This is a genomic window from Flavobacteriales bacterium (assembly GCA_016700415.1).
Lineage (GTDB): Bacteria > Bacteroidota > Bacteroidia > Flavobacteriales_F > PHOS-HE28 > PHOS-HE28.
In genome coordinates this window covers 3,340,613-3,365,177 of record CP065018.1, presented here as the reverse complement: position 1 = coordinate 3,365,177, position 24,565 = coordinate 3,340,613, and the positions used below count along the sequence as shown (strand labels likewise).

The following is a 24,565-nucleotide window of genomic DNA, read 5'->3' as shown; positions in this document are numbered from 1 at the left end:
TAGCGGGCATCGTTTGGTTTCTACCACTAAGGACACGAAGGACACAAAGATGAAATCCTACTGCCGACTGCCACTGCCAACTGCCGACTGTACGTTCAACGCTTGGTGTCCTTCGTGGTCGTCCTTCACCCCAGCATCACCCCCGCCCATGCGCACAGCGGTACGGCGATCATCACACCGTCCACGAGGATGGCGTAGTAGAACGCGTCACGCTCGGGTTTGGCGCGCACGGTGAGCACCACCCCGAACGTATAGCCGATCAGGATCACCCACGAGGCCGTCATGTAGCCGAGGCCGCGCAGGAAGATCACCTCGAACGCTGCGGAGCACAGCAGGAAGAACAGCGCGATGCCTTTCGCCGCCCGGGTGCCGAAAACGATGGGCACGGTGCGCAGGGCGGGATCGTCGCTGGCCTGGTCGCGGACGTCGAAGAGGATGGCCAGGGAGAGGATCAGCGGCACGCGCATGCAGGTGAGCGCGATCACGGTGAAACCGGTGAAACCTACCGGATCGAGATGCAGCGGTATGGCCACGGTGACGATGGCCCACAGCCCGGCGATCAGCAGGGCCTTCAGGAAGGGCACCATGCGCAGGCCGATACCGATGCCCTTGGAGGAGGTGAACGGCGTGACATAGAAGAACGTCAGCACCACGGCCGGGACCATCATCTGCCAGATCTTCGACCACAGCGGCCACAGCAAGAGGAACGCCGCGATACCGCACAGGCCCACCAGCACGTTCATCACCATCTTGTTGGAGCGGTACCAGATCAGGTTCGCATATTCCTCGCCCTCAGGCCCCTTGATCCGCGCCAAGCGCATCACCCCGTATGCGGTGAACGAGCCAAGAAAAGCCGCCAAGGCATAGCGCTGTGCGAGCGCTCCCTCGTGCAGGAACATCGTGGTCCATAGGATCTGTGCCGCGACCGCGAGGGCTACCCAGACATGGCCATAGATCAGCCACTGCAACACCGGGTTGCGGACCTCGCCCCTCATAGCCTACCGGTTCTGCGCGGGGTTGATCACATAGCGGTTCATCGCCAAGCCGAACACGACGCCCACGGCCGTGGAAAGCAGGCTGCGCACCACTCGCTTGGGCCGCCCCGCAGCGCTGTAGCCTGTTGCATATACAGGGTCGCCCTCCATGTTCGGGTCCGAGATGGAGCCGCGGGTGACGTAAACGCGGGGCCATGCCATGATGCCGGCATAAACCGGAGGGATGATCAACGAGTTCACCTCGAGGTCCAAGGCCATGGTAAGACCTGCACCGAGCGCAAAGCCACCAAGCATGGGCAGGATGGGCCTGTAGCCCTTCCGCGCATCCCGCTCCCCGTTCATGAACCAGCGCATTTCCGGTATGGTATAGTCGTTGCCGAAAAGGGTGTCCTTGAAGTACCATACCTTCTCATCGCCCAAGCTGTCGGTGACGCTGAAAACACTGCTGGTGGGCTCGGAGCGCTCCACCATCTTGTGCCTTTTCGGCACCAAGTAGCGGATCTCCAAGGTGCTCTGTCCGATCACCTTGCCCTCCAGCACCTGCCCGTTCATCAGGCTGATCTTGTCCTGTGCTTGAACGCCGGACATCAAAAGCAGCAGGAAGGCGGGCAGAAGGATGCGCATGTGGAGCGCGAAGTTGGTGCAAACCGGCGGAAGCGCGTTGCCTTATGCGATCTTTGCAGCATGGAATGGAAAGTCACCAAGCTCTATAGCATCCTCAACTTCAAGTGCCCCTTCTGCCATGAGGGCCAATTCTTCGTGGCCCATCCGTATAACCTGAGGCGCGCCGGCGACCTGTTGGAGCGGTGCCCCGCTTGCCAGCGCAAGTACAGTATAGAGCCGGGCTTCTACTTCGGGGCCATGTATGTTTCCTATGCCATCACCGTGGCGGTGGCCGTGAGCATCTGGGTGGCTATTCAAGTGTTGGCGCCGGACCTTGCATTGCACTGGCAAATTGGACTGATCGGCATGGTGCTGTTTCTCGGCGCACCACTGTTCTACGCGCTCAGCAAGATCACGTGGGCCAACATGTTCTTCGAGTACAAGGGTCCGGGCGTGGTAAAGGAGAAACCCGGACGGTCTGAAGGTTGATCCCCGGTCGATCTGTACCTTGCGTCCATGTTCATGGAGCAGGCATTGAAGGAGGCATTCGACAGCGTGGCCGTGCGGCGTTCATTCCCCGTCGGCGCGGTGATCATGAACGTTGGGGACGTCATTACCCAAATACCGATCGTGGAAAAGGGAAGCCTGCGGATCCTTGCACAGGACGAGGAGGGCAAGGAGCGCTTCCTCTACCACATCATGCCGGGCGAGACCTGCTCACTTTCACTGACCTGCTGTGAAGCCCGGAAGACCAGCGCCGTCATGGCCGTGGTGGAGGAGGAAGCCGAGCTGCTGATGATCCCCGCGCGCTATGCCGACGAATGGATGGTCTATCCGGAATGGCGCCGGTACGTGGGCGCGGCGCAGGCACAACGCTTCGGGGAGCTGTTGGAGACCATTGAAAAATTGGCCTTCCTCAAAATGGACGAACAGCTCTGGGACTACCTTGTGAAACGTGTGCAGGCCACGGGGAACACCGCGTTGAAGGCCACGCATCAGGACATTGCGCAGGAACTCGGCTCACCACGCGAAGTGGTGACGCGCCTGCTACAACAGTTGCAGCGACGTGGGATGGTGACGCTTTCACGCGGGGTGATCGAAGTACACCTTACCGCGGTGGGAGAGCCGCTCCCAAATGGTCGACTTGGAGTGACCGAATAGAGTCCGGGCGGCAACTTCGGAGCTGATCACCTCCCGCCGTTCGGCGGGTCAGATCCTGTAAATCCTGCAATCCTGTCCACGCCACCTGTCCGGTCCGACCTCACAGGAATGGGCGCAGCGCCTCCTGCATCTGCGCTGCGCTCATCACGCCGCTCTGCCTCCACACCACCTGTCCTTTCTTGAAGATCGCCAACGTGGGCACGCCACGCACCTTGTATGCCTGGGCCGCCGCAGGGTTCTTATCGATGTCCACCTTGATCACCACCGCTTTGTCGCCCACTTCACCCTTGAACGCGTCGAGGATGGGCTTCATCGTCTTGCACGGCCCGCACCATTCGGCAAAAAAATCCACGACCACGGGCTTGTCGCCGTTGATCAATTCCTTGAAGCCTGTTTTTTCAGCCATCGTCAATGCAATTCTTCGTAATCCACTTCCTGAACAATGTTCCCGGTCTTCCGGTCCGCCGGCGGGGCTGCACATGAGGTACCGCAGCAGCCCACGTTGAGGATGGCTTGCAAGCCGAATACCGCCGCGACAACATAGGCGACCCATTCGCCGCTGGAGACCGCTGCCCCGAGGAACGCCCCGGCAAGCACCAAGCGCAGCAAGCGGGCGAAGTTCCAGTTGCTCAGCAGGTCCTTCATCAGCTATTGAGCTCGCGATCCAGACCGGACCAGCCACCTCCGTTGTAGGCCTCGTATCCCTCCGACTTCAGGATGGAGACCGCACTACCGCTGCGCGCCCCGCTGAGGCAGCAAGCGATCACGGGCTTGCCCTTGGGCAGTTTTTTCAGCTGTCCCTGGAGCCTGTCCAGCGGGATGTTGATGGAGCCCTTCACATGGCCTCCTGCGAATTCACCCGTGGTGCGGACGTCCAGGATCGTCGCCCCGTTGCTCTTGATCTCTTTCAGGTCCACCTTGGGACCCATTCCGAAAAGTGTGCGGAACATTCAGTTGTTGTTTTTTGGTTGTTCGTTTTTCTTCTCCTTCCTGACCGAATTCACGAGCAGTCCGCCCATGAACGCGCCATACAGTGTACTGTTCACCGGGCTGCCCGTGATCGAGCAGCCCGCGATGCATCCCCATTGGCTCCAGTAGAACCAACCGGCTACGGCACCGAGGATGACACCGATAGTGGTGAGCAACCAGATGCGCTTCATTTCTTGCAGGTACTGATACCGAAGAGCGCATATAGCGGGCAAAAGCCCACAAAGCTGGTGAGCACGAAGACCGTGGCGAGCAACAGCAGAATGATCGCCAGTATTCCATGGAGCACCCCCAAGTAGGTGAGCACCCCGATCACAAGCGCCACGATGATGCGGACCGTTCGGTCCATCCCTCCCATATTGTTTTTCATCTTCGTTCTAGGTCAATGCAAAGGTCAGGACCGGCCGTGGTTCCCAATGTGAGGATCATCACACGGGAACAAAGGGCCCCGGTGAGGGATGTCACCTGCTAGTTGAACGGTCTTGCGTCTCTTTGTACTGAACCTAAAACCCAACAGAAAAATGGAAGGAACGAGCATGCCGAGGATCGGCGACCAAGCCCCGGATTTCGAAGCGTTGACCACGACAGGTCCCCTGCGCTTCAGCGAGTACATCAAGGATAGCTGGGCCATCCTCTTCTCACACCCGGCGGATTTCACGCCCGTATGCACCACGGAGCTTTCCGGCTTTGCCAAAGAGAAGAAGTGGTTCGCGGAGCACAATACGAAACTGATCGGCGAAAGCATCGACAGCATCCACAGCCATGTGGCCTGGGTGCAGAACGTGCGCGAGAAGACCGGTGTCTTCATGGACTTCCCCATCATCGCGGACATCGACATGAAGGTGGCGAACCTCTATGGCATGCTGCACGAGAACGCCAGCAACACCTCTGCGGTGCGGGCCGTGTTCTTCATCGACCCGAAAGGCATCATCCGCTTGATCATGTACTACCCGCTGAACGTGGGGCGCAACATGGACGAGATCAAGCGCGTGTTGGAGGCGATGCAGGCCGTCGATGCTAACCCCGGCACCGCCATGCCGCTGAACTGGAGGAAGGGCGATAAAGTGATCTTGTCCCCACCAAAGACCTTGAAGGATCTGGATGCGCGACTGGGGGAGAAGAACATCGAGCTGGTCGACTTCTACTTAGCGAAGAAGGAATTGGCCTGAGCGATCGGGCATTATGGAAAAGGGCGGCCCACGGGCCGCCCTTTTCATTGTATGCTGCTAACGTTCGACAGGCTATTTCGCAAGCGTGCTTGGACAAACGAATTCGGTGATCGGCAAGCCTGTCTTCTTGATCCCTTCAAAACCACCGGCGATCTCCACCACGTTGTGATAGCCGCGTGCCTTGAGCACGGATGCCGCGATCATGCTCCGGTAGCCACCGGCGCAATGCAGGTAGTTGGGTTCCGTCTTGCTGAAGTCGGCCAAGTGATCGTTCAGGAACTGCAGGGAGGCATGCTTGGCGTGCTCCAGATGTTCCCCGTCCCATTCGCCTTGCTTGCGCACATCGAACACGTTCAGTTTGTCCGCGCTCATGCGCTTTGCGAATTCTTCCGCGGAAATGCTCTCCAGGGAATCCACATCACGCCCGGCGTTCTTCCATGCGCTGATGCCGCCCTTGAGGAAGCCCAGCACATTGTCATAACCCACCCTGGCCAGGCGCGTTACCACCTCGTCCTCGCCGCCTGCATCGGTCACCACCACCAGCGGATGCTTCACATCGGGGATCATCGCGCCGACCCAAGGTGCGAAGTCGCCCCGCAAGCCGATGCTGATGCTGCGCGGCACAAATCCATCCTTGAAAACCTGGGCATCGCGGGTGTCCAGCACCAAGGCGCCTTCGCTCTCCACGATCAGCTCCACTTGGTCGGGCGTCAGCGCACGGAGACCTTTCTCCTTCACGGTCTCCAGGCTGGGGATCGCACCCTTGTTCATCGCCACGTTCTGCGGGAAGTAGGCCGGTGGCGGCATGATCCCGTCGGTGACCTCCTTGATGAACTGCTCTTTCGTCGCGGCCTTCAGCGCATAGTTCACCTTCTTCTGGTTGCCCAAGGTGTCCCAGGTCTCCTTGCTCATGTTCTTGCCGCAAGCACTGCCCGCGCCGTGCGCCGGATAGACGATCACGTCGTCCGGCAGGGTCATGATCTTGGTGTGCAAGGAATCATAGAGGTGGCCGGCGAGGTCCTCCATGGTGAGGCTGCCCATTTTCTGCGCCAGGTCGGGGCGGCCCACATCGCCGATGAAGAGCGTGTCCCCGCTGAAGATGCAATGCGGCTTCCCGCTCTCATCCAGCAGCAGATAGGTGGTGCTTTCCATGGTGTGCCCCGGCGTGTGCAACACCTTGATGGTGACCTTACCTACCTTCAGTTCCTCGCCGTCCTTCGCGATGTGTGCGGTGAAGTCGGGGTTGGCATTGGGGCCGTAGATGATGGTGGCCCCGGTGCGCTTGGCGAGGTCCACGTGGCCGCTCACAAAGTCAGCATGGAAGTGCGTCTCCAGCACGTACTTGATCATCGCGCCGCTCTTCTCGGCACGGTCGATGTAAGGTTGTGATTCACGCAGCGGGTCGATCACGGCCGCTTCGCCGTTGCTCTCGATGTAGTAGGCCCCTTGTGCGAGGCATCCGGTGTAGATCTGTTCGATTTTCATGTTCTGCTTCTTTTTCTGGATCGATGGGGCGCGAGATCTCGCGCCCGTACAACTTTATGCGCTCCCGTCTTCAGGCGAGCGCATAAAGTTCGCGTATGATGATATATGTGCCCATGGCCAGCACGAACCAGCCGAACGTCGGCCGGAGTTTCGCATTGCCCATGCGCTTGGAGAGTTGGCTCCCAAGAACGATGCCGATGATGGCCAGTGCCAAGAATGGCAGCAGGATCGTCGAATAGTCCGCCAAATGGACGCGCCGGTCGCCGAGGAAGCCGATGTACGAGTTCACGGTGATGAGGAGCAGCGAAGTGCCGATGGCGCGCTTCATGTCCACGCCGGCGAGCAGCACCAAGGAAGGGACGATGAGGAAACCGCCGCCCGCCCCGAGCACACCGGTGAGCAAGCCCACGAGGAGGCCGATGAGCAGCAGCGAGGGCAGGTGCCGCTTGCCGTTCGACCCGGGTGTTATGGATTTCCTTCCGCGGATCATCGACCATGCGGAGATCAGCATCACAATGGCGAACAAGCCGAGGATCGCGGTGCCCTTGCCGACTTCCACAGCACCCACATGGATCAAGGGGTCCGGCAAGGCAGGCACCAACCAGCGCCGGGTGATGAAGACGCTAAGGATGGAGGCCGCGCCGAACACCCCTGCCGTGCGCCACTCGATATTCCCCTGCTTGTGATGCGAGAATAAACCGGCAGCGCTGGTGGTCCCCACGATGAAGAGCGACAGACCCGTGGCCGTGACGGGATCTTGGCCGAACAGGTAAACGAGGATCGGCACGGTGAGGATCGAACCGCCACCGCCGAGCAGGCCGAGTGAAAGGCCCATGAGCACCGCTCCGGCATAACCGAGCAACTCCCAGCTCATACGTGTAAGCCGGATCGTTCGATCCGAATGCCGTGGTCCATCATCGCCCGCAAAACTACCGACCTGCACCGCACCCAACGGTGACAACTCATACCGTCCAGAAGAAGGCGCTCACAATACGGCAAGCAGTGCCGGGCCGAATTCCCGCGCCTGATAGCGGCGAAGACCTGGGATCGCCAGCAATTCGTCGATGTTCGTTGGCCGGGCCCTTCCCATGTCCAAAAGCAGTTGATTGGCCGCGATGATGCCGGGGCGCAGCTCATGGTCCAAGGCCAGCTTGTCCCGGACGGCCTTCATCCGCTTCACGGAGTCCTCCAATTTAGGGTCGCGGGGAAAGCGCTTGGGGCGCTCCATGCGCGGCCACTGCTCCTTGGGCGTGCTCATCCCTTTGTCGATCGCCGCGAGGATGTCCCTGCCGTACTTGTCAACTGTGGAAGGCCCTACCCCCTTCAGTTTGGACAATGCTTCGATCGAGGTCACCGGTTCTTTCGCCAGCGCGAGCATCACATCGTTCCCCAGGACCATGAACGAGGCACGGTCCAGTTGGGATGCCACGGAAACACGCCAATCCTGCAGCTCCTTCAGCACTGCCAATTCCCTTGGCTTCAGCGCCTTGGCCCCTTTGATCCGCAGGAAGCCCGGCGTATGGTCCTCCTTTTCCTGGAAGGGCACTTCGGTGAGCAGGCCGAATTCCTCCATGGCCCATTCCCAGCGCCCTTTCGCCATCAACTGTTCTGCCAAGCGGTCGCGCAGGGCGATCAAGTTGCGGGTGTCCATGGCGGCATAGTTGAGCATATCGCGGGTGAGCGGGCGCTTGCACCAATCCGCCTTCTGGAAGCGCTTGTCCAACTTGATGTCGAAGTACTTCAGCATCAACGACGCCAAGCCCAGTTCGGGTTCGTTGATCAGTTCCGCGGCGATCAGCGTGTCGAAGATCTTGCGGACGTGGAAGCCGTACATGCGCTTCAGCAACCGCAGGTCGAAATCGGCATCGTGGATCACGATCTCGTTGGACTCCGAGCCGAGGATGTCACCCAGCTTCGGCACTTCGTGCAGGGCCATGGGATCCAACAGCCAAGTATCGCTTCGGTCGGAAAGCTGGATCAGGCCGATGCGTTCATGGAACCGGTGGAAGCTGCTCGCCTCAGTGTCCAATGCGATGCAGGACTCGCTGACCAGCCTACCCATCAGGTCATTGAACGGGCCGGGGGTGGCTATGAGCGGGGCTTCCTCCATGTAGCCTGCAAAGGAAGGCATCCGAGGGCAAGTGGACAGTGCGATCCGACAGAAAAGATAACCCGCTGAGGCATAGGGACTGGTGATCGATGGCTGGTGATAAGTGATAGGTGATAGGACGACTGCCACTGCCAACTGCCACTGCCGTCTGCCAACTGTACCACTGCTGCTCCCGTTTCCAGTTTCAGCCTTCAACTTTCAGCTTTCAACACTACTTCACCACCTTGTCAATGTATTTGGAGTTCATGATGCCCAGCGCTCCCATGTAATTGAGACTGAAGGAGATAAGGTCTCCAACATGCAACTTGGCCTCGTTGTGGTCCAAGTCCAGCACGAGCATGTCCGAGCTGGCTTCGATGATGGTGACACCCTTGGTCAGCGGGGTCAGGTTTTTGGGATCCACGTCCAGCAGGCCGATGTCGATGATGGCGCGGAAGGCCGTCCGGCCGATGTCGCTTTCCTTCACTTCAGGCTTCACGCCGGCCACGTTGGTGCGCTGCTCGCCGGTAGGCGTCATGGGCTTTTCATAGAGCTCGATCACTTCCGCGTGCAGCTTGAAGACGTCGTTGCGCATGCCCTTGATCATCCCGTCGGTGAAGAGGTCCTTGCCGAAGAACAGCGCCTCGCCGATGCGGAAATGGTTCATGCCCTTGGGCAACTGCTTCTTCAACAGCAACGGTATGGTGACGCTGGTACCGCCGGTGATCCAAGGGATCTTCTTGTTGAACTTCGTCTCGATGAGCTGCTTGTACAGGCCAAGCTGGATCAGCTTGTCCTGCGTGGGCATGATGCCGTTGAGGCAGTTGAGGTTGGTGCCCAAGCCCACGATGGCGATGTTGGGAAGCTGGAACACCTGCGCGTAAAAATCCACCAAGCTGTCACCCATCACGCCTTCGCGGAGGTCGCCCATCTCCACCATGATGATCACCTTGTGGGTGCGGCCCTGCTTCACGGCCTCGGCGCTCAACGCCTTGATGGTGGAGAGGTCGCTGTTGAAGCTGACGTCGGCGAAGCGCACGAGGTTGGGAATGCCGCGCTTGGCGGGCGGTTTGATGTAGACGGTCTGCGAATTTGGCGCGAGTTTTTTCACCATGCGCAGGTTGCTGATGCGCGTATCATGGAACTCGTTCTCGCCCAGTGCCACCACTTCTTTGATGAACGTTTCGTTGCCGCAGAGCAGCTTGGTGACAATACCCCATTCAATACCGTTCTCCTTGAAGAGCTTGGACAGGAAGCGGTGGTTGTGCCGGAGCTTGTCGCGATAGAGTTCGAGGAAGGCCATATTCAAAGGTGTTTTTCCACCACCACGCGCGGGATGGAGTGAGGAAGCCGGGTCAACAGTTCATAGTTCAACTGGTCGCTGAGATCGCCGAAGGAGGCGACGCTGATGCTGTTGCCGTCCTGTGTGCCGATCAGCACGGCCTCATCGCCCTTCTCCACGCCCTCGATGCCGGTGACGTCCACGGTGATGCAGTTCATGTTCACGATGCCGCGCACGGGCGCCTTCCTGCCGCGGATCAATACATGGCCGGTGTTGCTGAGACTGCGCGAATAGCCGTAGGCATAGCCCATGGGGATGGTCGCGATGCGCGTTTCCTTCTGTGCCTGGAAATCGTTCCCGTAGCCCACGAAGCCGCCAGCGGGCACGGTGGACACGGACATCACCCGGCTCCACCAACGGATCACGCGCATCAGCGGGTCTTCGGTGAAGCCATGCGCTTTGGAGTAGCGGTCCCATGTCTCTTTGTTCGGCCAGAAGCCATAGTGCAGAATGCCCACGCGGGCCATGTCATACAAAGTGTCCGGCTCATTGAGGATGGCCGCCGAGCAGGCCAAGTGGCGAAGCCCGATTGACTGTCCGTGCAGCTCAGCGATGGCGATCGCTTCGCGGAACCGGGCCTTCTGGGCATCGATACGCAAGCGGTTGGCTTGGCTTTCCGCGCCCGCCAAATGCGAGCAGATACCCTTGATCTCGATCGCGTCCGAATGGCTGCGGCACCGCTCCAGCACGGCGGGAAGATCGCCGACGGTGAAGCCGGTACGGTGCATGCCGGTCTCTATTTCGATGTGTATCCGGGCGCTTTTGCCTTGTGCTTTGGCGGAATGAATAGCCTGTGAAAGCCGGTTCGACTCAAAGACATTGAAGGCAATGTCATGCTCCACGGCCCAGTCCAGCGCATTGCCGTCCGCGTCGCCCATGATGTAGATCTCCGCACCGTTCGTCAAGTGCTTCTTCAGCTCGTAGGCTTCCGAAGCGGAATACACCGCGAACATTTCCGCGCCCAAGCGTTGGGCCATGGCCGTGAACGTACCGATGCCATGGCCGTAAGCGTTGCCCTTCACCACGCTGCACAGTTTCGTGCCGGGTCCTATGACCTTGCGGATGAACGCCAAGTTATTCCGTAGCGCCTCTGCACTGAGCTCTATGGTGGAAACGTTGAACATCAGCCCTTCAGGAAGGAACGCACCGCCGTTTCGAAGAGTTCAACCCCGTGCGGGGTCAGCTCGTCGGGAAAATCGTAGTCCGGGTTGTGCAGCGCGGGCATGTCCTCTCCGGAGCCCAAGCCGAACATGCAGCCTTTGTATTTCGCGGTGAACAGCCCGAAGTCCTCGCCCCATTTGAACGGGTGGTCGCGACCGATCAATTCATGGCCGGTGGAGTTGACCGCTGCCTTCACCAGGTCTGCGGCGGCATCATCATTCTGGTTGGCCTTGAACGTGAAGCAATAGCTGATGTCCACGCCCAGCTTGTGCTTCTTCGCCACCTGACGGGAAAGGTCCTCGATGTCCTGTTCGAGCTTCTTCAGTTCGGCGTCGGTCCAGCAGCGGACGGTGAGGTGTACCTCGGCGCTTCCGGCGGAGATCCCATAGTCCTTGGTGCCGAGGTTGACATGCACCACCGTGACCACGCGCAGGCCGTCCTCCGTGGGCACGTTGTGTTGCAGTGCGAGCGCGCCGGTAAGGATCTCGGCCACAGCCAGTGCAGGATTGTTGCCATGCTCCGGCTCAGCGGCATGGGACGTGCGGCCTTCCAAAGCGATCACCATGCTGCTTACGCTGGCGGTGAATGCCCCTTTGCGCACCACGGTGCTGCCCAGCTTGTAGCCCGGTAGGTTGTGCAGCGCGAGCACGAGGTCGAAGTGCTTGTCCTGCATGCGCGGGTCCTTCAGCACGGCAGCGGCACCGGCGCCGTTCTCTTCCGCAGGTTGATAGAGTAAGTGGACACGTCCTTTTGCCGGCCTTTTCGCAGCAAGTTTTTCTGCCAGCCCGGTCAAGATCGTCGCATGCCCGTCGTGCCCGCACTTGTGCGATACGCCTTTGTTCACGGACTTGTGTCCGAAGGTGTTCACCTCCTGGATCGGTAAGGCGTCCAGCTCACAGCGCACCATCACCTGCGGACCTTTTCGTCCGTACCGAACGTGGCCAGGATGCCCGTGCCGCCCACTTCCGTCAGCAGTGCGTCCGGTTTCAGGGTATTCAGCACGGCGAGTACACGCTTGGCTGTCTCCTTCTCTTCACCGGAAATTTCCGGGTGCGCGTGCAGGTCGCGGCGGAAGGCTTTGAGGTCGATGGCGGTGCTCATTGCTGCAGGCGCATTTCAAGGTACTTATTGGTGAAGCCGAGCGATTCGTACAGCTTTTTGGCGGGATTGTCCGGCTCCACGTGCAGCGCGATGCCGCCGGTAGCCTTGTCGATGGCCGCCTGCATCAACTTCCGGCCGATGCCCTTGCCGCGTTGTGAAGCATCCACAGCGATGTAGACCAGGATGTTCTGCGGGATGTATCCGCCCATCTTCGTGTCGTTCACCACCACCGCGCCGATGATCTGGCCTTCATCCCGGCCGACCACCACGAAGCCGCCGCGTACGGGGTCGAGGGAATAAGTCATGGCCATGCGGATGTGCTCCTCAGGGTCGCCGAAGCGCTCCAAATGCTTCACCAGAAAAGAAGAAATGTCCTTGAGCGTGGCCTCGTCGGCCGGTTTCTCCGGGGTGTGGAGTTCAATGTTCATTGCGAAGAGGTGTCGGGACAGCCTGCAAGGTACTGGCGGGGAACAGGCGGTCGGTGATGAAAAAGAGGATCGCGGAAGTGGTGATCCCAAAAACGTTAGGGTCGAGCCCCAGCGGAAGGTCGATCGGCAGGTTGCCGAGCAGAATGGTGGTGAGGCCACCGCCGATCATGGCTGCCAAAGCCGCGTTGGCATTCCGTTTCCCAAGGAAGACGGCGGCGAGTAACGGCACCAACAAACCGCTCACCATGAAGGCGTATGAGGCAAGCATCAGGCTCAGCACGTTCTCCATGTTCGCTGCGATCACCATGGCCAAAATGCCCAAGGCCAGCGTGAGCACTTGCGAGAACCTCAGCACTTGTTCGGTGGTTTGCTCCTTCTTCCGCAAGCGGCCCACGATGTCGGTGAGCACGTTCCCGCTGGCGGCCATCAAGCAGCTGTCCGCTGTGCTGAGAATGGCGGAGAAGTAGGCCGCGAGCACGAGACCGAGGAATCCTACGGGCAGCACCGCGCGCAGCAAGAGGGGCAGGCCCAGCTCGGGGTCCATGGTGTTGACATCGCCGCCTATCAGGTGCACCAGCAGCCCTTGATCAGCGGCCACACGGCCCAGCAAGCCGAGCGCAACGCCCATGAAGGCCATCAGCGGCCACTCCAGGAAGCCCGCGATGTACCACGCTTTCTTGGCGGATCGCTCGCTGCGACTGGCATAGATCCGTTGGTAGAGCGTCATCCCCACGAACCAGATCGGCACGATGGTGACCATCCAATTGATGAGCGTTACCGGCCCCACGTTGGTCAGTGAAAGCTGCTCCGGCGTCACCGAGGCATGGATGCCTTCCCAACCGCCCACGGCATACCACGCCATCGGCAAGCCCACCAAGGAAAGCCCGGCGATGAGCACGATCCATTGCACCGTGTCCGTGTAGACTACTGCCTTCATGCCGCCCATCACCGTGTAGCCTACGATGATGGCGCCCATGATCAACAGCGCCGTGCCCATGTCCAGGCCGACAAAGGCGGAGGAGGCCAGCTTCGCCCCCGCCAGCAGCTGCGAGCTGGTAAAGCCCAAGTAGCCGATAGCGCAGATGATGCCGGCAACGAACGCGGCCCGGCCGTTGTAGTGGTGCCCGATGAGCTGCGGGAAAGTGAGGAACTTCTCGCGCCGGGCAAGGTCGTACACGCGCGGGATCAGGAACACCGCCGCAAGCCAAGCCCCGACCAGTCCAGTGAAAAGCATCCAAGCGCCGGAAAGGCCCATAACGAATCCAAGTCCGCCGAGGCCGATGGAGAAGCCGCCGCCAACGTCGGTGGCCACCACGCTAAGCCCGATGTGCCAATGGCCCATCCCCCGGCCGCCGACGAAGTAATCCTCCTGGTCCGTGTTCTTCCGCATGAAGTACACACCGATCGCCACAAGGGCGATCATGTAAACGATGAGGATGCTGGCGTCGATCCAATGCAAAAGCGGGGCAGAGGGGCTTTAAGTGTGAAAGGAACCAAAGGCCCGACTTGTGCCAAGCGACCGCCAAATTCAGGCCGTCATTCCGAGAATTGCGGCGCGAAGGTACTGAATACCGTTGAATTTGCTCGATAATTCATGACTGAAGCTTCTGTGAGGCTTGCCAGTGCTGAGGAATTAGCTTGACTTGGTTGTCAGTTGTTCGTTGTCGGTTGTCAGGACAGACACAGTGCTTTTTCGGTCTAGGCCATTCCGTTGTTTCCCAGCTCTAAGACAAGTTCACGAACAAATTGAAGCGCCACAGGCGTGGACCGATACGTATCGGACCGCGCACGCCATGCCTCCGGCACGCAAGCCGTGCCTTCGGCAGATAAACTCGCGCTGCAAGCGCGGACGGACAGTTGTCTCGTTTGATGCAGAACCAGCCACAGCGTACAGAACGCCGGGTCGCAAACCTGACAACTGAGAACTGACAACCGACAACTAAATGTACTTCTCCCCAATATCCTTCGTCAGCTCCTGCACGATGCCCTTGATCTTCTGCTCATCGTGCTTGCGACAGACGAGCAGCGCGTCGGGTGTGCTTACCACGATGAAGTCCTCCAGACCTTGCAGCACCACCAAGCGGTCGTCCTGCACGTGTACCATGTTGTCCTTGCCATCATAGACGCGCACGGTCTTGCTCGTGCCCGCGTTGGCGTTGGCATCCTTCGGGAGTTGGGAGTATAGGCTGCCCCAAGTTCCGAGGTCGCTCCAGCCGAAATCACCGGCCACCACGTATACGTTGTCCGCCTTTTCGAGGATCCCGTAGTCGATGCTGATGCTCTCGCAAGTCCCGTAGATCTTGGCGATGAACTCCGCTTCGTTGGGCGTACCGTATGCGTTTTCACCGGTACTGAAGAGCACTTCCATTTCAGGAAGGTGCTTTCTGAAGGCTTTCCGGATGCTGGCCAATGACCAGATGAAGATGCCGCTGTTCCAGAGGTATTCACCGCTGTCCAGGAATTGCTGCGCCTTGGCATGGTCGGGCTTTTCGGTGAAGTTTTTTACACGCTTCACTTCGGGCCTTTCCGCCGGGCCTTGGTCGCTGAACTGGATGTAGCCGTAACCGGTGTCGGGGCGGTCCGGCGTGATGCCCAGCGTTACTAAGCAATCCTCCACTACAGCCTGTTCCGAAGCGATCCTCAGCCGGGCCTGGAACTCCTTTTCATCCTTTACCAAATGGTCGCTGGGCGAGGTGATGATCAGCGCCTTCGGATCGCGTTTGGCGATGGCGTGGTTGGCATAGGCGATACAAGGCGCGGTGTTCCGGCGGTCCGGTTCCAACAGCACTTGTTCAGGCCTGAGGGCCGGCAGTTGCTCGTGGACCAATGGCGCGTATTGGGCATTGGTCACCACGTAGATGTTCTCCGCCGGGCAAACATCGAGAAAACGGTCGAAGGTCTGTTGGATCAGCGTGCGGCCATGACCAAGAAAATCAAGGAATTGCTTGGGATGCGCGGTGCGGCTCATCGGCCAGAAGCGGCTTCCGATACCTCCGGCCATGATGATGCAATAGGTATGCTTGTCTGTCATATCACGGTTTGAATGGCGGCGCTATGAGGCGCGACGCGAGGCCAAGGCATGCTCCAAATGCACCTCGGCGGTGGGGTCGATCAAATAGATGCGGCGGTTGTTGAGGCAGCGGCAGCGGAACCGCTTGCGCATTTGCCGTCCCTTGACGAAGATCTTTCCATTGAAGCGGAACACGGTATTATCTTCCAGTTCCTCGAGAAATGGCCGCGGTTCGCGGTCGTAGCGGCGGAGGACGCGCATGAGACCATGGTCCGTGCAACTGCTGCTCGGGGCGTCGTCCAAGTGCAACACAAGCATCCGCAGCACATCAGCGGGAAAGACCTCGCGGCTGAGGAGCGGGCGCATGAGGCGTTTATACTCGGCCTTCCATTCCGCACCGTGCGGTTCGTGCCGACGGTATTTCTGAAAGGTCGCATAGTGCGCGAACTCATGCACCAGAACGACCAGGAACGCAAAACGATTGAGGTCTTCGTTGACGGAGATCCGGTGCTGCAGCGTCCGCGTCGCCACCCGATAGTCACCCAGTTTGGTGCTACGGGGAGGACTGATGCGGACGAGCACGGGATTGCGGCGCAGCCAGTTTGCCACTACCGGCCACGCGGTGCGGGGCAGGTGGGCTTGGAGACGGAGGATATCAGTGGCTGCTGCCATCGTTCAGGTTCGCAAGATCGTTGTTCCTCTCCGTCAGGTCCACGCGCAGTTCATCCTTCTTTTCCTTCACCGGAACAGCGTTCCACTTCGGGCAGTCACAGCCGCGTTTGTGCTTCGGGGCAGCGCCATAACGAGGGTGCGAGGCGCAACCCATGAAGACCATCCATATCCCGATCATGAAAAAGGAAGTGCCAGTGTTGAATGATCGGGTTTGGGACATGCCGGGATGCGGGGGGCGGGGTTGGCAAAGTTAGCAGCCGCTCCATGTGGATGAAAGGTCCCCCTGAACATTTCGCGGAAGTTCGCATGCCCTACTTTAGCCGGTCTTTTTCCCCTCCATGGCGCTCCTTTTCCACATCGGCCGATATTTCATCCTCATGGGTGAGGTTTTCTCCAAGCCGGAGCGCCTCAGTATCTACTGGAAGCGCACTTTGGAGGAAATGGACCTACTGGGCGTCAGGAGTTTGGCTATCGTCGCATTACTCTCCCTCTTCATGGGGGCGGTGATCACGATCCAGACCAAGATGAACATCAATTCGCCCCTCATCCCCCAGTATGTGGTGGGGTTCACCGTTCGGCAAAGCTCCATTCTTGAGTTCAGTCCCACCATCATCTCCTTGATCTTGGCAGGCAAAGTGGGTTCCACGATAGCGGCGGAGATCGGCTCCATGCGCGTTCGGGAACAAATTGATGCGTTGGACATCATGGGGGTCAACTCCGCCGGCTACCTCATCCTCCCGAAGATCATCGCCACAGCCCTCATCAATCCTTTCCTGATCATCATCAGCATGTTCCTGAGCATCTTCGGGGGATGGATGGCCGGAACGCTCAGCGGGATCATCAGCTCGGATAATTACATCTTGGGCGTTCAATATGATTTCGACCCCTACAGCGTCACCTATGCCTTGATCAAGACAGTGGTCTTCGCCGTGATCATCGCCAGCGTTTCGGCCTACCAAGGGTATTACACGACCGGGGGCACGCGCGAGGTGGGTATCAGCAGCACCAAGGCGGTGGTCTATAGCGACGTGGTGATCCTGATCATGAACTACCTGCTCACCCAGTTACTCTTGCTATGATCGAGGTGCGACACCTGTACAAAAGCTTCGGTGCCGTAGAGGTGCTCCACGACATAAACGTCAAGTTTGCGAAAGGCAAGGTGAGCCAGATCATCGGCAAGAGCGGCAGCGGCAAGAGCGTACTGGCCAAGTGCATCATCGGTCTCTATGCGCCCACCAAGGGTGAAGTGCTCTACGACGGGAGGTGCTTTCAGGAAATGGACAAGGAAGCGAAGCGGCAACTGCGCCAGGAGATCGGCATGCTCTTCCAGAGCAGCGCGCTCTTCGACTCGCTCACCGTGCTGGAGAACGTGATGTTCCCCTTGCGGATGTTCGGCACCATGAGCGTAAGGGAAATGCTGGAACGGGCGCATTTCTGCCTCAAGCGGGTGAAGATCGAGGGCTCCGACAAGAAATTCCCGGCCGAGATCAGCGGTGGCATGCAGAAACGCGTGGGCATCGCCAGGGCCATCTCCATGAACCCGAAATACTTGTTCGTGGACGAGCCCAACAGCGGCCTGGACCCGCAGACCAGCATCGTGATCGATGAGCTGATCGAAGAGATCACGAAAGAATACAACACCACCACCGTGGTGATCACACATGACATGAACTCGGTGATGGGCATCGCGGACGAGATCTTCTTCATCAACGACAAGCAGTTGATGTGGCAGGGAACGCGCGATGAACTCCTAAAGAGCGACAACGCCGCGCTCAACGAGTTCATTTTCGCGGGCAGCCTGATGCGCGAGGTGCGCAAAGCCATTTCGTAGCACGGCCCGGCCCGGTTCAACTCCTCATTCCCCGCAGCTTACGCCGTGGCCTCCTCCTCGGCATAGGCCTCGATCGGTGGGCAACTACAGACCAGGTTCCGGTCACCGTACGCATTGTCCACACGACTTGAGGTAGGCCAATACTTTCCGGCCCGGATGCCTTGCACCGGGAATGCGGCCTGCTCCCTTCCGTAGCCGTGTTGCCAGCTATCGGAAATGACCTCGTCAGCGGTATGCGGCGCCATTTTCAGCGGGTTGTCGGCTTTGTCCAGTTTGCCTTCCACAATGTCCGCGATCTCCTGTCGGATGGCCGTCATGGCCTCCACGAAGCGGTCCAGTTCGGCCTTGCTCTCACTCTCGGTAGGTTCCACCATCAAGGTGCCCGCCACGGGGAAGCTCACCGTGGGCGCATGGAAGCCATAGTCCATTAATCGCTTGGCAATGTCCTCCACCTCCACGCCGGCAGTGCGCTTAAAGTCGCGGCAATCCAGGATCATTTCATGCGCCACCATGCCCACGTCGCCCTTATAGAGGATCGGATACTGGCCTGCCAACTTGGTCTTCAAGTAGTTGGCATTTAGGATCGCGTAGCGGGTAGCATCTGTGAGCCCCCGCTCGCCGAGCATCTTGATGTAGGCATAACTGATCAGCAGTATGAGCGCGCTACCCCATGGTGCCGAGCTCACCGCCGGGATGGCCTGTTCGCCGCCGGTCATCACCATGGAATGTCCCGGCAGGAAGGGCTTCAGCTTCTCGTTCACACAGATGGGTCCAACGCCGGGCCCGCCACCACCGTGCGGGATAGCGAAGGTCTTGTGCAGGTTCAGGTGGCACACATCGGCGTCCACTTCGCCAGGCGAGGTGAGGCCGGTCTGGGCGTTCATGTTGGCGCCGTCCATGTATACCAATCCTCCGTTGGCATGCACCGTGCCAATGATCTCCTTGATCGCCGCCTCATAGACGCCGTGCGTGCTGGGGTAGGTGATCATCAGGCAGGCCAAGTTGTCTTTGTACTGTTCGGCTTTGGCCTTCAGGTCGGCCACGTCCACCTGCCCGCGGGCATCGGCCTTCACCACCACCACCTTCATGCCGGCCATCACGGCGCTGGCCGGGTTGGTGCCGTGCGCACTGCTGGGGATCAAGGCGATATCCCGTTTCGTGTCGCCTTTGGCGTGATGATAGGCCCGTATCGTCAACAGCCCTGCGTATTCGCCCTGTGCGCCACTGTTGGGCTGCAGGCTGGTCGCGGCCAAGCCGGTGCATTTGGCCAGCAATTGCTCCAGTTCCTTCACCAAAACTTGATACCCGCCTGCCTGCGCCACCGGGGCGAAAGGATGCAGGCCCGCCCATTCCGGCCACATCAACGGGATCAGGGTGGTGGCCGCATTCAACTTCATCGTGCAACTGCCCAAGGGGATCATGCCATGCACCAGCGAGTAGTCCTTGTTCTCCAAGCGCTTCAGGTAGCGCATCAGCTCCGTTTCCGTGTGGTAGCTGTTGAAGACAGGGTGCGTGAGGAACGGGGTTCCGCGCTTCAACGCGACAGGGATCGCTTCGTGTGCGCCGTTCTCACCGGGAGCCTCAGTAGCTTTTTTTCCGGCTGCTTCGGCCAGAGCGGCCAGCAGGTCCTTCACATCAGCGTCGCGCACGGTCTCGTCCAGCGCAATGCCGACCAGATCGCCGCGATAGCTCAGGTTGATGCTGCGAGCCTCCATGGCCTTGCGCACCTGATCCCCGGAAACGTCGGCGGGCAGAGCGAAGGTGAGCGTATCGAAATAGGTGCTGTTCTTCAGGCCGTAGCCCAAGCCCTTGGCACCATGGGCCAATTGCCCAGCAAAGCCGTGGATCCGCTTGGCCATTTCCATCAATCCTTCCGGGCCGTGGTACAATGCGTAGGAGGAGGCCATCACAGCCAACAGTGCTTGCGCCGTGCAGATGTTGCTGGTGGCCTTGTCGCGGCGGATGTGCTGCTCGCGCGTCTGCAAGGCCATGCGCAGGGCAGCCTTCCCGCGGCGGTCCTTGCTCACGCCGATGATGCGGCCGGGGATCAAGCGTTTGAACTCCTCCGTGGTGCTGAAGAACGCGGCATGTGGGCCACCATAGCCCATCGGCACGCCGAAGCGTTGGCTGTTGCCTACACAAACGTCCGCACCCCATTCACCGGGAGGCGCAAGGAGGGTGAGCGCCAGCAGATCCGTGCAAACGGCCACCTTCACGCCTCGTTCCTTAAGTCCGGCCAAGAATTGGCGATGGTCGCCCACGGAACCGTCCATGGCCGGATATTGTAGCGCGATGCCGAAGCAATGGTCCGGTATTGCATCCGTCTGCACGTTCCCGAGCACCAGCTCGATGCCCAGTGGCTCGGCACGGGTGCGCAGCACGTCGATGCTCTGCGGGGCAAGGCCGGCGTCCACGAAGAAGCCCTTGCGGTGCTGGTGCTCCTTGACCAGCTCGTGGTGGAACATCAGCATGGCCTCGGCGATGGCGGTGCCCTCGTCCAGCAGGGAAGCATTGGCGATCGGCAGGCCCGTGAGGTCGGCCACCATGGTCTGGAAATTCAGGAGTGCCTCCAGGCGCCCTTGGCTGATCTCCGCTTGGTAGGGCGTGTAGGCCGTGTACCATCCGGGGTTCTCGAATACGTTCCGGCGGATGACCGAAGGCGTGATGGTGCCGCTGTAACCTAAGCCGATGTAGCTGCGGGAAAGTTTGTTCTTCGCGCCCAGCTCACGCATGTGCTCCAACAGCTCGCGCTCGCTCAGCGCCTCGCCGATGCCCATGGGCGCGCTGCTCCGGATGCTGTCCGGCAGCGTGCGCTCCACGAGCGCATCCAAGGAAGGTTGACCGATGGCTTCGAGCATTTCGGAGAGCTCGCGAGCGTCCGGTCCGATGTGGCGTTCCTGATAGGAGTTGAGGGACATGATGGAGGTGTGCTAAAAATGGGCCGCAAAGATACTTGGCCGGGTGGTTGACGATTGACGACCGTCAACTCGCAATGGACAAAAAACGAGGTTGTGTTGGACGGGATAAGTGATAGATCCCGGGCTGATGACCCGAACGGGACATGATTACAGGATTTACGGGATCTGAACTTGTGGAACGGCGGAGCCGCCACAGGCAGTCCTATGATCGGGATAGACGCAACAGCAGAGGGCGGTCCTCGATGCAATTCTTAAGAAAGGCAACATAGCGCTTCTGTTTCTCCTCGCTCAAACGTTCAAAGTCATTCAAATAATCCAGCACCTCTTGCTGAATCCCATCAGGAGCCGTTTCGAGCTTCTTGATGACCTCGGCTTGCAATTGTTCGCCCGTCATTGCCGATCAAAAGTAAGGCTGCCTCAGGGTTCCTTGGAGTAGACCACTGAAGGAGCAGAACACCTACCCCCCGCTCACCATCTTCGCCGGGTCCACCCAGGTGTCGAAGTCCTCGGCGGTGACGTAGCCCAAGGTGAGCGCGGCCTGCTTCAGCGTGGTGCCCTCCTTGTGCGCTTTGTTCGCGATCTCGGCGCTCTTGTAGTAGCCGATGTGCGTGTTCAGTGCCGTGACGAGCATCAAGGAGTTCTCCAGGTGCTGCTTCAGCACGGGCTTGTTGGGCAGCAGCCCTTTCGCGCAGTGGTCGTTGAAGCTCATGCAGGCATCACCGAGCAGGTGCGCGCTTTGCAGCACGTTCGCGGCGATCACCGGCTTGAAGACGTTCAGCTCGAACTGGCCTTGCATTCCGCCGATGCTCACGGCCACATCGTTGCCGATCACCTGTGCGCACACCATGGTGAGCGCCTCGGGCTGGGTGGGGTTCACCTTGCCGGGCATGATGGAGGAGCCGGGCTCGTTGTCCGGGATAATGATCTCGCCGATGCCGGCCCGGGGACCGCTGCTGAGCATGCGCACGTCATTGCCGATCTTGTTCAGTGAAACGGCCAAGCGCTTGAAGGCGCCGCTGAGTTCCACCATCGCATCGTGTGCGGCCAAGGCCTCGAACTTGTTCGGCGCGGTGACGAACGGCAGGCCGGTGAGCTCCGCGATCTTCTTCGCCACCAGCACGCTGTAACCCTTCGGCGCATTCAGGCCCGTGCCGACGGCTGTCCCGCCCAGCGCTAGCTCACAGATCATCCCCAGCGCGTTCTCCACTGCGCGGATGCCGTTGTCCAACTGCTGCACGTAGCCGCTGATCTCCTGTCCCAGCGTGAGCGGTGTGGCGTCCATGAAGTGCGTGCGGCCCGTCTTCACGATGTCCTTGAAGTCGTTGCTCTTCTTGGCCAGCGTGTCACGGAGCTTCTTTACCCCGGGCAGCGTCACCTTGGCGGCGGCGGTGTAGGCCGCGATGTGCATGGCCGTGGGAAAAGTGTCGTTGCTGCTCTGGCTCTTGTTCACGTCGTCGTTGGCCTTGAGCACTTTCTCGGCGTCGTTGAGCTTGCCGCCCTGCATGACGTGCCCGCGGTTGGCCACAACTTCGTTGACGTTCATATTGCTCTGGGTACCGCTGCCGGTCTGCCAGATCACCAACGGGAACTGGTCGTCCAGCTTGCTGGCGAGGATCTCGTCGCAGACCTTACCGATCAGGTCGCACTTCTCCTGGGGAAGTTTGCCCAGTTCGAGGTTTGCCAGCGCGGCGGCCTTCTTCAGGTAGGCGAAGGCGTGGATGATCTCCTTCGGCATGCTGCCCGGCGGCCCGATCTTGAAGTTGTTGCGGCTGCGCTCGGTCTGTGCGCCCCAGTATTTGTCGGCGGGCACTTTTACCTCGCCCATCGTGTCTTTTTCTAAGCGGTAGTCCATGGTTTTTTCTGTTGGGGCGATAAATCTCCCGTCTTTACTTGATGAGTTCCTCTACGTTTCCCATTGGCCTTCCAATAACGGCCTTGTGTCCTTTTACCACTACGGGCCGTTCCATCAGCACGGGGTTTTCGTGCATAACACGGATCCACTCGTGTTCATTCAACTCAAGGCCCTTGTACTTTTCCTTGAAAAGCGCTTCGCCCTTGCGCACCAGATCCACCGCCGGAAGGCCGAGCTGCATCACCAGCAGTTCCAGCTCCTTTCGCGTCGGCGTGTCCTTAAGGTATTCCACCACTTTGGGGGTGATGCCGTTGTCCTTCAGCAGGGCGAGCGCTTCACGGCTCTTGGAGCAGCGGGGATTGTGGTAGATGGTCCAGTCAGACATGGTGGATGGATGGAACGCAGATGAAGCTGAAAGAGCGGATTTACGCGGATCTGAGGTTATCCGTGATTGGCGAATGGTGATTGGCGAATGGTGATTGGTGATTGGACGGCTGCCGACCCATGACTCACGACTTCAGAATTCCCGACTCAGAACTGCCAATGTGGCTACGCCTGACAACTGACAACGAACAACTGACAACTGCACCATTCCGTCAAGCAACTTTCTGGCTTTGTCCGTTCTGCATCAACCACGCTTTGAGGAATTCATCGATCTCGCCGTTCAGCACATCATCCACACTGCTGGTCTCGTAGCTGGTGCGCACATCCTTCACCAACTTGTACGGTTGAAGGACGTAGTTGCGGATCTGGCTGCCCCACTCGATCTTCTTCTTTCCCGCTTCGATCTCGCTGCGTTTGTTCCTTCGGCGCTCCAATTCGGCTTCGTAGAGCTGGCTCTTCAGCAATTGCAGCGCCTTTGTCTTGTTGTCCAACTGGCTGCGCGTCTCGGTGTTCTCGATGATGATGCCCGTGGGCGCGTGGCGCAGGCGTACGCCGGTCTCCACCTTGTTCACGTTCTGGCCACCTGCGCCGCCGCTGCGGAAAGTGTCCCAAGAGATGTCCGCCGGATTGATGTCGATGTCGATGCTTTCGTCCACCAAGGGGAATACGTACACGCTGACGAAGCTGGTGTGGCGCCGGGCCTGGCTATCGAAGGGGCTGATGCGCACCAAGCGATGCACGCCGTTCTCGCTCTTCAACATGCCAAAAGCGAACTCGCCGTCCACTTCCATGGTGGCCTGCTTGATGCCTGCGGCTTCGCCGTCCTGGTAGTCGAGGATCTTCACTTGATAACCGCTCTTCTCCGCGTACATGCGGTACATGCGCAGCAGCATCAGGGCCCAATCGTTGCTCTCGGTGCCGCCCGCGCCGCTGGTGATCTGCACCACCGCGCTCAATGGGTCTTCCTCGGCGCTGAGCATGTTCTTGAACTCCAGCTCCTCCAAGGCATCCGACGCTTTTTTGAACTGCATTTCCAGCTCGTCCTCGCTCGCTTCCTTGGCCTTGAAGAACTCGTAGGTCACGCCCGCATCGTCCACTTCACGCTTCACATTTTCGTACATCACCACCCAACGCTTAAGCTCGCGGATCTTGTGCATCACCCCCTGCGCCTTCTTCTGGTCGTTCCAGAAATCCGGGTCGAGGGTGTACTTCTCCTCTTCCAGGATGCGTCCCCGCTTGTCCTCGATCTCCAAGTAGCCCTTCAGTGCTTCCAGACGCTCGGCGAGGTCGGTGATCTTGTCGATGGTGATCATGGTGCGGGAAAGCCCGGTTCTTTCGGGCCGCGAAGGTACTGCGCGTGCAACGCTTCGGAAAAGA

General features: G+C 59.4%; 29 protein-coding genes. 5 read left to right on the top strand and 24 right to left on the bottom strand.

Annotated elements, in window-relative coordinates; genetic code table 11:
- Positions 1-125 precede the first annotated feature (125 nt).
- Together IPP95_14080 and IPP95_14075 are read right to left on the bottom strand one after the other, a co-directional pair.
- Positions 126-995 (bottom strand): hypothetical protein, encoded by an 870-nt coding sequence (locus tag IPP95_14080; protein ID QQS72280.1) that lies wholly within the window; start codon positions 993-995, stop codon positions 126-128.
- A 3-nt stretch (positions 996-998) separates the two neighbouring features.
- Positions 999-1,619, bottom strand: coding sequence for a hypothetical protein (locus IPP95_14075; protein QQS72279.1), 621 nt, complete (start codon positions 1,617-1,619; stop codon positions 999-1,001).
- Positions 1,620-1,679: 60 nt separating this feature from the next.
- Here IPP95_14075 and IPP95_14070 point away from each other — a divergent pair, with 60 nt between their 5' ends.
- Both IPP95_14070 and IPP95_14065 read left to right on the top strand, forming a co-directional pair.
- The gene (locus tag IPP95_14070) at positions 1,680-2,087 is read left to right on the top strand and encodes a DUF983 domain-containing protein (protein QQS72278.1); all 408 of its coding nucleotides are present in this window, start codon (positions 1,680-1,682) and stop codon (positions 2,085-2,087) included.
- A gap of 27 nt (positions 2,088-2,114) precedes the next feature.
- The gene (locus IPP95_14065) at positions 2,115-2,759 is read left to right on the top strand and encodes a Crp/Fnr family transcriptional regulator (protein ID QQS72277.1); all 645 of its coding nucleotides are present in this window, start codon (positions 2,115-2,117) and stop codon (positions 2,757-2,759) included.
- Positions 2,760-2,859: 100 nt separating this feature from the next.
- Here IPP95_14065 and trxA read toward each other — a convergent pair whose 3' ends face one another.
- Genes trxA through IPP95_14040 form a run of 5 tightly spaced genes read right to left on the bottom strand, consistent with a single transcriptional unit; the run spans position 2,860 to position 4,116 of the window.
- Positions 2,860-3,165: a thioredoxin gene (gene trxA / locus IPP95_14060; protein QQS72276.1), complete on the bottom strand. Its 306-nt coding sequence runs from the start codon at positions 3,163-3,165 to the stop codon at positions 2,860-2,862.
- Positions 3,166-3,167: 2 nt separating this feature from the next.
- Positions 3,168-3,404, bottom strand: a complete 237-nt coding sequence (locus tag IPP95_14055; GenBank protein QQS72275.1) for a hypothetical protein — start codon at positions 3,402-3,404, stop codon at positions 3,168-3,170.
- Complete coding sequence (locus tag IPP95_14050) at positions 3,404-3,709, bottom strand: rhodanese-like domain-containing protein (GenBank protein ID QQS72274.1); 306 nt, start codon at positions 3,707-3,709, stop codon at positions 3,404-3,406. Before IPP95_14050 ends, IPP95_14055 begins: the two co-directional genes overlap by 1 nt.
- Positions 3,710-3,919 carry a hypothetical protein gene (locus IPP95_14045; GenBank protein QQS72273.1) on the bottom strand — a complete coding sequence of 70 codons (210 nt, stop codon included), beginning with the start codon at positions 3,917-3,919 and terminating at the stop codon, positions 3,710-3,712. It lies immediately after the preceding gene.
- Positions 3,916-4,116 carry a DUF2892 domain-containing protein gene (locus IPP95_14040; GenBank protein ID QQS72272.1) on the bottom strand — a complete coding sequence of 67 codons (201 nt, stop codon included), beginning with the start codon at positions 4,114-4,116 and terminating at the stop codon, positions 3,916-3,918. Before IPP95_14040 ends, IPP95_14045 begins: the two co-directional genes overlap by 4 nt.
- 151 nt (positions 4,117-4,267) lie before the next feature.
- Here IPP95_14040 and IPP95_14035 point away from each other — a divergent pair, with 151 nt between their 5' ends.
- Positions 4,268-4,915, top strand: a complete 648-nt coding sequence (locus IPP95_14035) for a peroxiredoxin (protein ID QQS72271.1) — start codon at positions 4,268-4,270, stop codon at positions 4,913-4,915.
- Positions 4,916-4,987: 72 nt separating this feature from the next.
- Here the strand turns inward: IPP95_14035 and IPP95_14030 are convergent, their stop codons facing one another.
- From IPP95_14030 to IPP95_13975, 12 genes are all read right to left on the bottom strand, one after another.
- Positions 4,988-6,400, bottom strand: coding sequence for an MBL fold metallo-hydrolase (locus IPP95_14030; GenBank protein ID QQS72270.1), 1,413 nt, complete (start codon positions 6,398-6,400; stop codon positions 4,988-4,990).
- 70 nt (positions 6,401-6,470) lie between these two features.
- Positions 6,471-7,274, bottom strand: coding sequence for a sulfite exporter TauE/SafE family protein (locus IPP95_14025; protein ID QQS72269.1), 804 nt, complete (start codon positions 7,272-7,274; stop codon positions 6,471-6,473).
- 111 nt (positions 7,275-7,385) lie between these two features.
- Positions 7,386-8,510 (bottom strand): HRDC domain-containing protein, encoded by a 1,125-nt coding sequence (locus IPP95_14020; protein QQS72268.1) that lies wholly within the window; start codon positions 8,508-8,510, stop codon positions 7,386-7,388.
- Between the two features lie 211 nt (positions 8,511-8,721).
- Positions 8,722-9,792 carry an alanine/ornithine racemase family PLP-dependent enzyme gene (locus IPP95_14015; GenBank protein ID QQS72267.1) on the bottom strand — a complete coding sequence of 357 codons (1,071 nt, stop codon included), beginning with the start codon at positions 9,790-9,792 and terminating at the stop codon, positions 8,722-8,724.
- A 2-nt stretch (positions 9,793-9,794) separates the two neighbouring features.
- Positions 9,795-10,955, bottom strand: a complete 1,161-nt coding sequence (alr, locus tag IPP95_14010; protein QQS72266.1) for an alanine racemase — start codon at positions 10,953-10,955, stop codon at positions 9,795-9,797.
- Complete coding sequence (locus IPP95_14005) at positions 10,955-11,899, bottom strand: amidohydrolase (protein ID QQS72265.1); 945 nt, start codon at positions 11,897-11,899, stop codon at positions 10,955-10,957. Before IPP95_14005 ends, alr begins: the two co-directional genes overlap by 1 nt.
- Positions 11,899-12,093 (bottom strand): hypothetical protein, encoded by a 195-nt coding sequence (locus tag IPP95_14000; protein QQS72264.1) that lies wholly within the window; start codon positions 12,091-12,093, stop codon positions 11,899-11,901. Before IPP95_14000 ends, IPP95_14005 begins: the two co-directional genes overlap by 1 nt.
- Positions 12,090-12,521 (bottom strand): GNAT family N-acetyltransferase, encoded by a 432-nt coding sequence (locus IPP95_13995; GenBank protein ID QQS72263.1) that lies wholly within the window; start codon positions 12,519-12,521, stop codon positions 12,090-12,092. Before IPP95_13995 ends, IPP95_14000 begins: the two co-directional genes overlap by 4 nt.
- On the bottom strand, positions 12,511-13,980 hold the full coding sequence (locus tag IPP95_13990) for a sodium:solute symporter family protein (GenBank protein ID QQS72262.1): 1,470 nt from the start codon (positions 13,978-13,980) through the stop codon (positions 12,511-12,513). Before IPP95_13990 ends, IPP95_13995 begins: the two co-directional genes overlap by 11 nt.
- Positions 13,981-14,460: 480 nt before the next feature.
- Positions 14,461-15,552, bottom strand: coding sequence for an NTP transferase domain-containing protein (locus IPP95_13985; protein ID QQS72261.1), 1,092 nt, complete (start codon positions 15,550-15,552; stop codon positions 14,461-14,463).
- Positions 15,553-15,573: 21 nt separating this feature from the next.
- Positions 15,574-16,203: a SprT-like domain-containing protein gene (locus IPP95_13980; protein QQS72260.1), complete on the bottom strand. Its 630-nt coding sequence runs from the start codon at positions 16,201-16,203 to the stop codon at positions 15,574-15,576.
- A complete protein-coding gene (locus IPP95_13975; GenBank protein QQS72259.1) occupies positions 16,187-16,381 on the bottom strand; it encodes a hypothetical protein in 195 nt (64 codons plus the stop codon). Before IPP95_13975 ends, IPP95_13980 begins: the two co-directional genes overlap by 17 nt.
- 160 nt (positions 16,382-16,541) lie before the next feature.
- Here IPP95_13975 and IPP95_13970 point away from each other — a divergent pair, with 160 nt between their 5' ends.
- Together IPP95_13970 and IPP95_13965 are read left to right on the top strand one after the other, a co-directional pair.
- The gene (locus tag IPP95_13970; protein QQS72258.1) at positions 16,542-17,282 is read left to right on the top strand and encodes an ABC transporter permease; all 741 of its coding nucleotides are present in this window, start codon (positions 16,542-16,544) and stop codon (positions 17,280-17,282) included.
- On the top strand, positions 17,279-18,034 hold the full coding sequence (locus tag IPP95_13965; protein QQS72257.1) for an ATP-binding cassette domain-containing protein: 756 nt from the start codon (positions 17,279-17,281) through the stop codon (positions 18,032-18,034). Before IPP95_13970 ends, IPP95_13965 begins: the two co-directional genes overlap by 4 nt.
- 38 nt (positions 18,035-18,072) lie before the next feature.
- Here IPP95_13965 and gcvP read toward each other — a convergent pair whose 3' ends face one another.
- The 5 genes from gcvP to prfB form a co-directional block, all read right to left on the bottom strand.
- Entirely contained in the window at positions 18,073-20,952 is a 2,880-nt protein-coding gene (gene gcvP, locus IPP95_13960) for an aminomethyl-transferring glycine dehydrogenase (protein QQS72256.1), read from the bottom strand.
- 202 nt (positions 20,953-21,154) lie between these two features.
- Positions 21,155-21,346: a hypothetical protein gene (locus tag IPP95_13955; GenBank protein ID QQS72255.1), complete on the bottom strand. Its 192-nt coding sequence runs from the start codon at positions 21,344-21,346 to the stop codon at positions 21,155-21,157.
- Between the two features lie 63 nt (positions 21,347-21,409).
- Complete coding sequence (gene fumC / locus IPP95_13950) at positions 21,410-22,804, bottom strand: class II fumarate hydratase (protein ID QQS72254.1); 1,395 nt, start codon at positions 22,802-22,804, stop codon at positions 21,410-21,412.
- 34 nt (positions 22,805-22,838) lie between these two features.
- On the bottom strand, positions 22,839-23,189 hold the full coding sequence (gene arsC / locus IPP95_13945; protein ID QQS72253.1) for an arsenate reductase (glutaredoxin): 351 nt from the start codon (positions 23,187-23,189) through the stop codon (positions 22,839-22,841).
- Between the two features lie 211 nt (positions 23,190-23,400).
- On the bottom strand, positions 23,401-24,501 hold the full coding sequence (gene prfB, locus IPP95_13940; GenBank protein QQS72252.1) for a peptide chain release factor 2: 1,101 nt from the start codon (positions 24,499-24,501) through the stop codon (positions 23,401-23,403).
- Positions 24,502-24,565 lie beyond the last annotated feature (64 nt).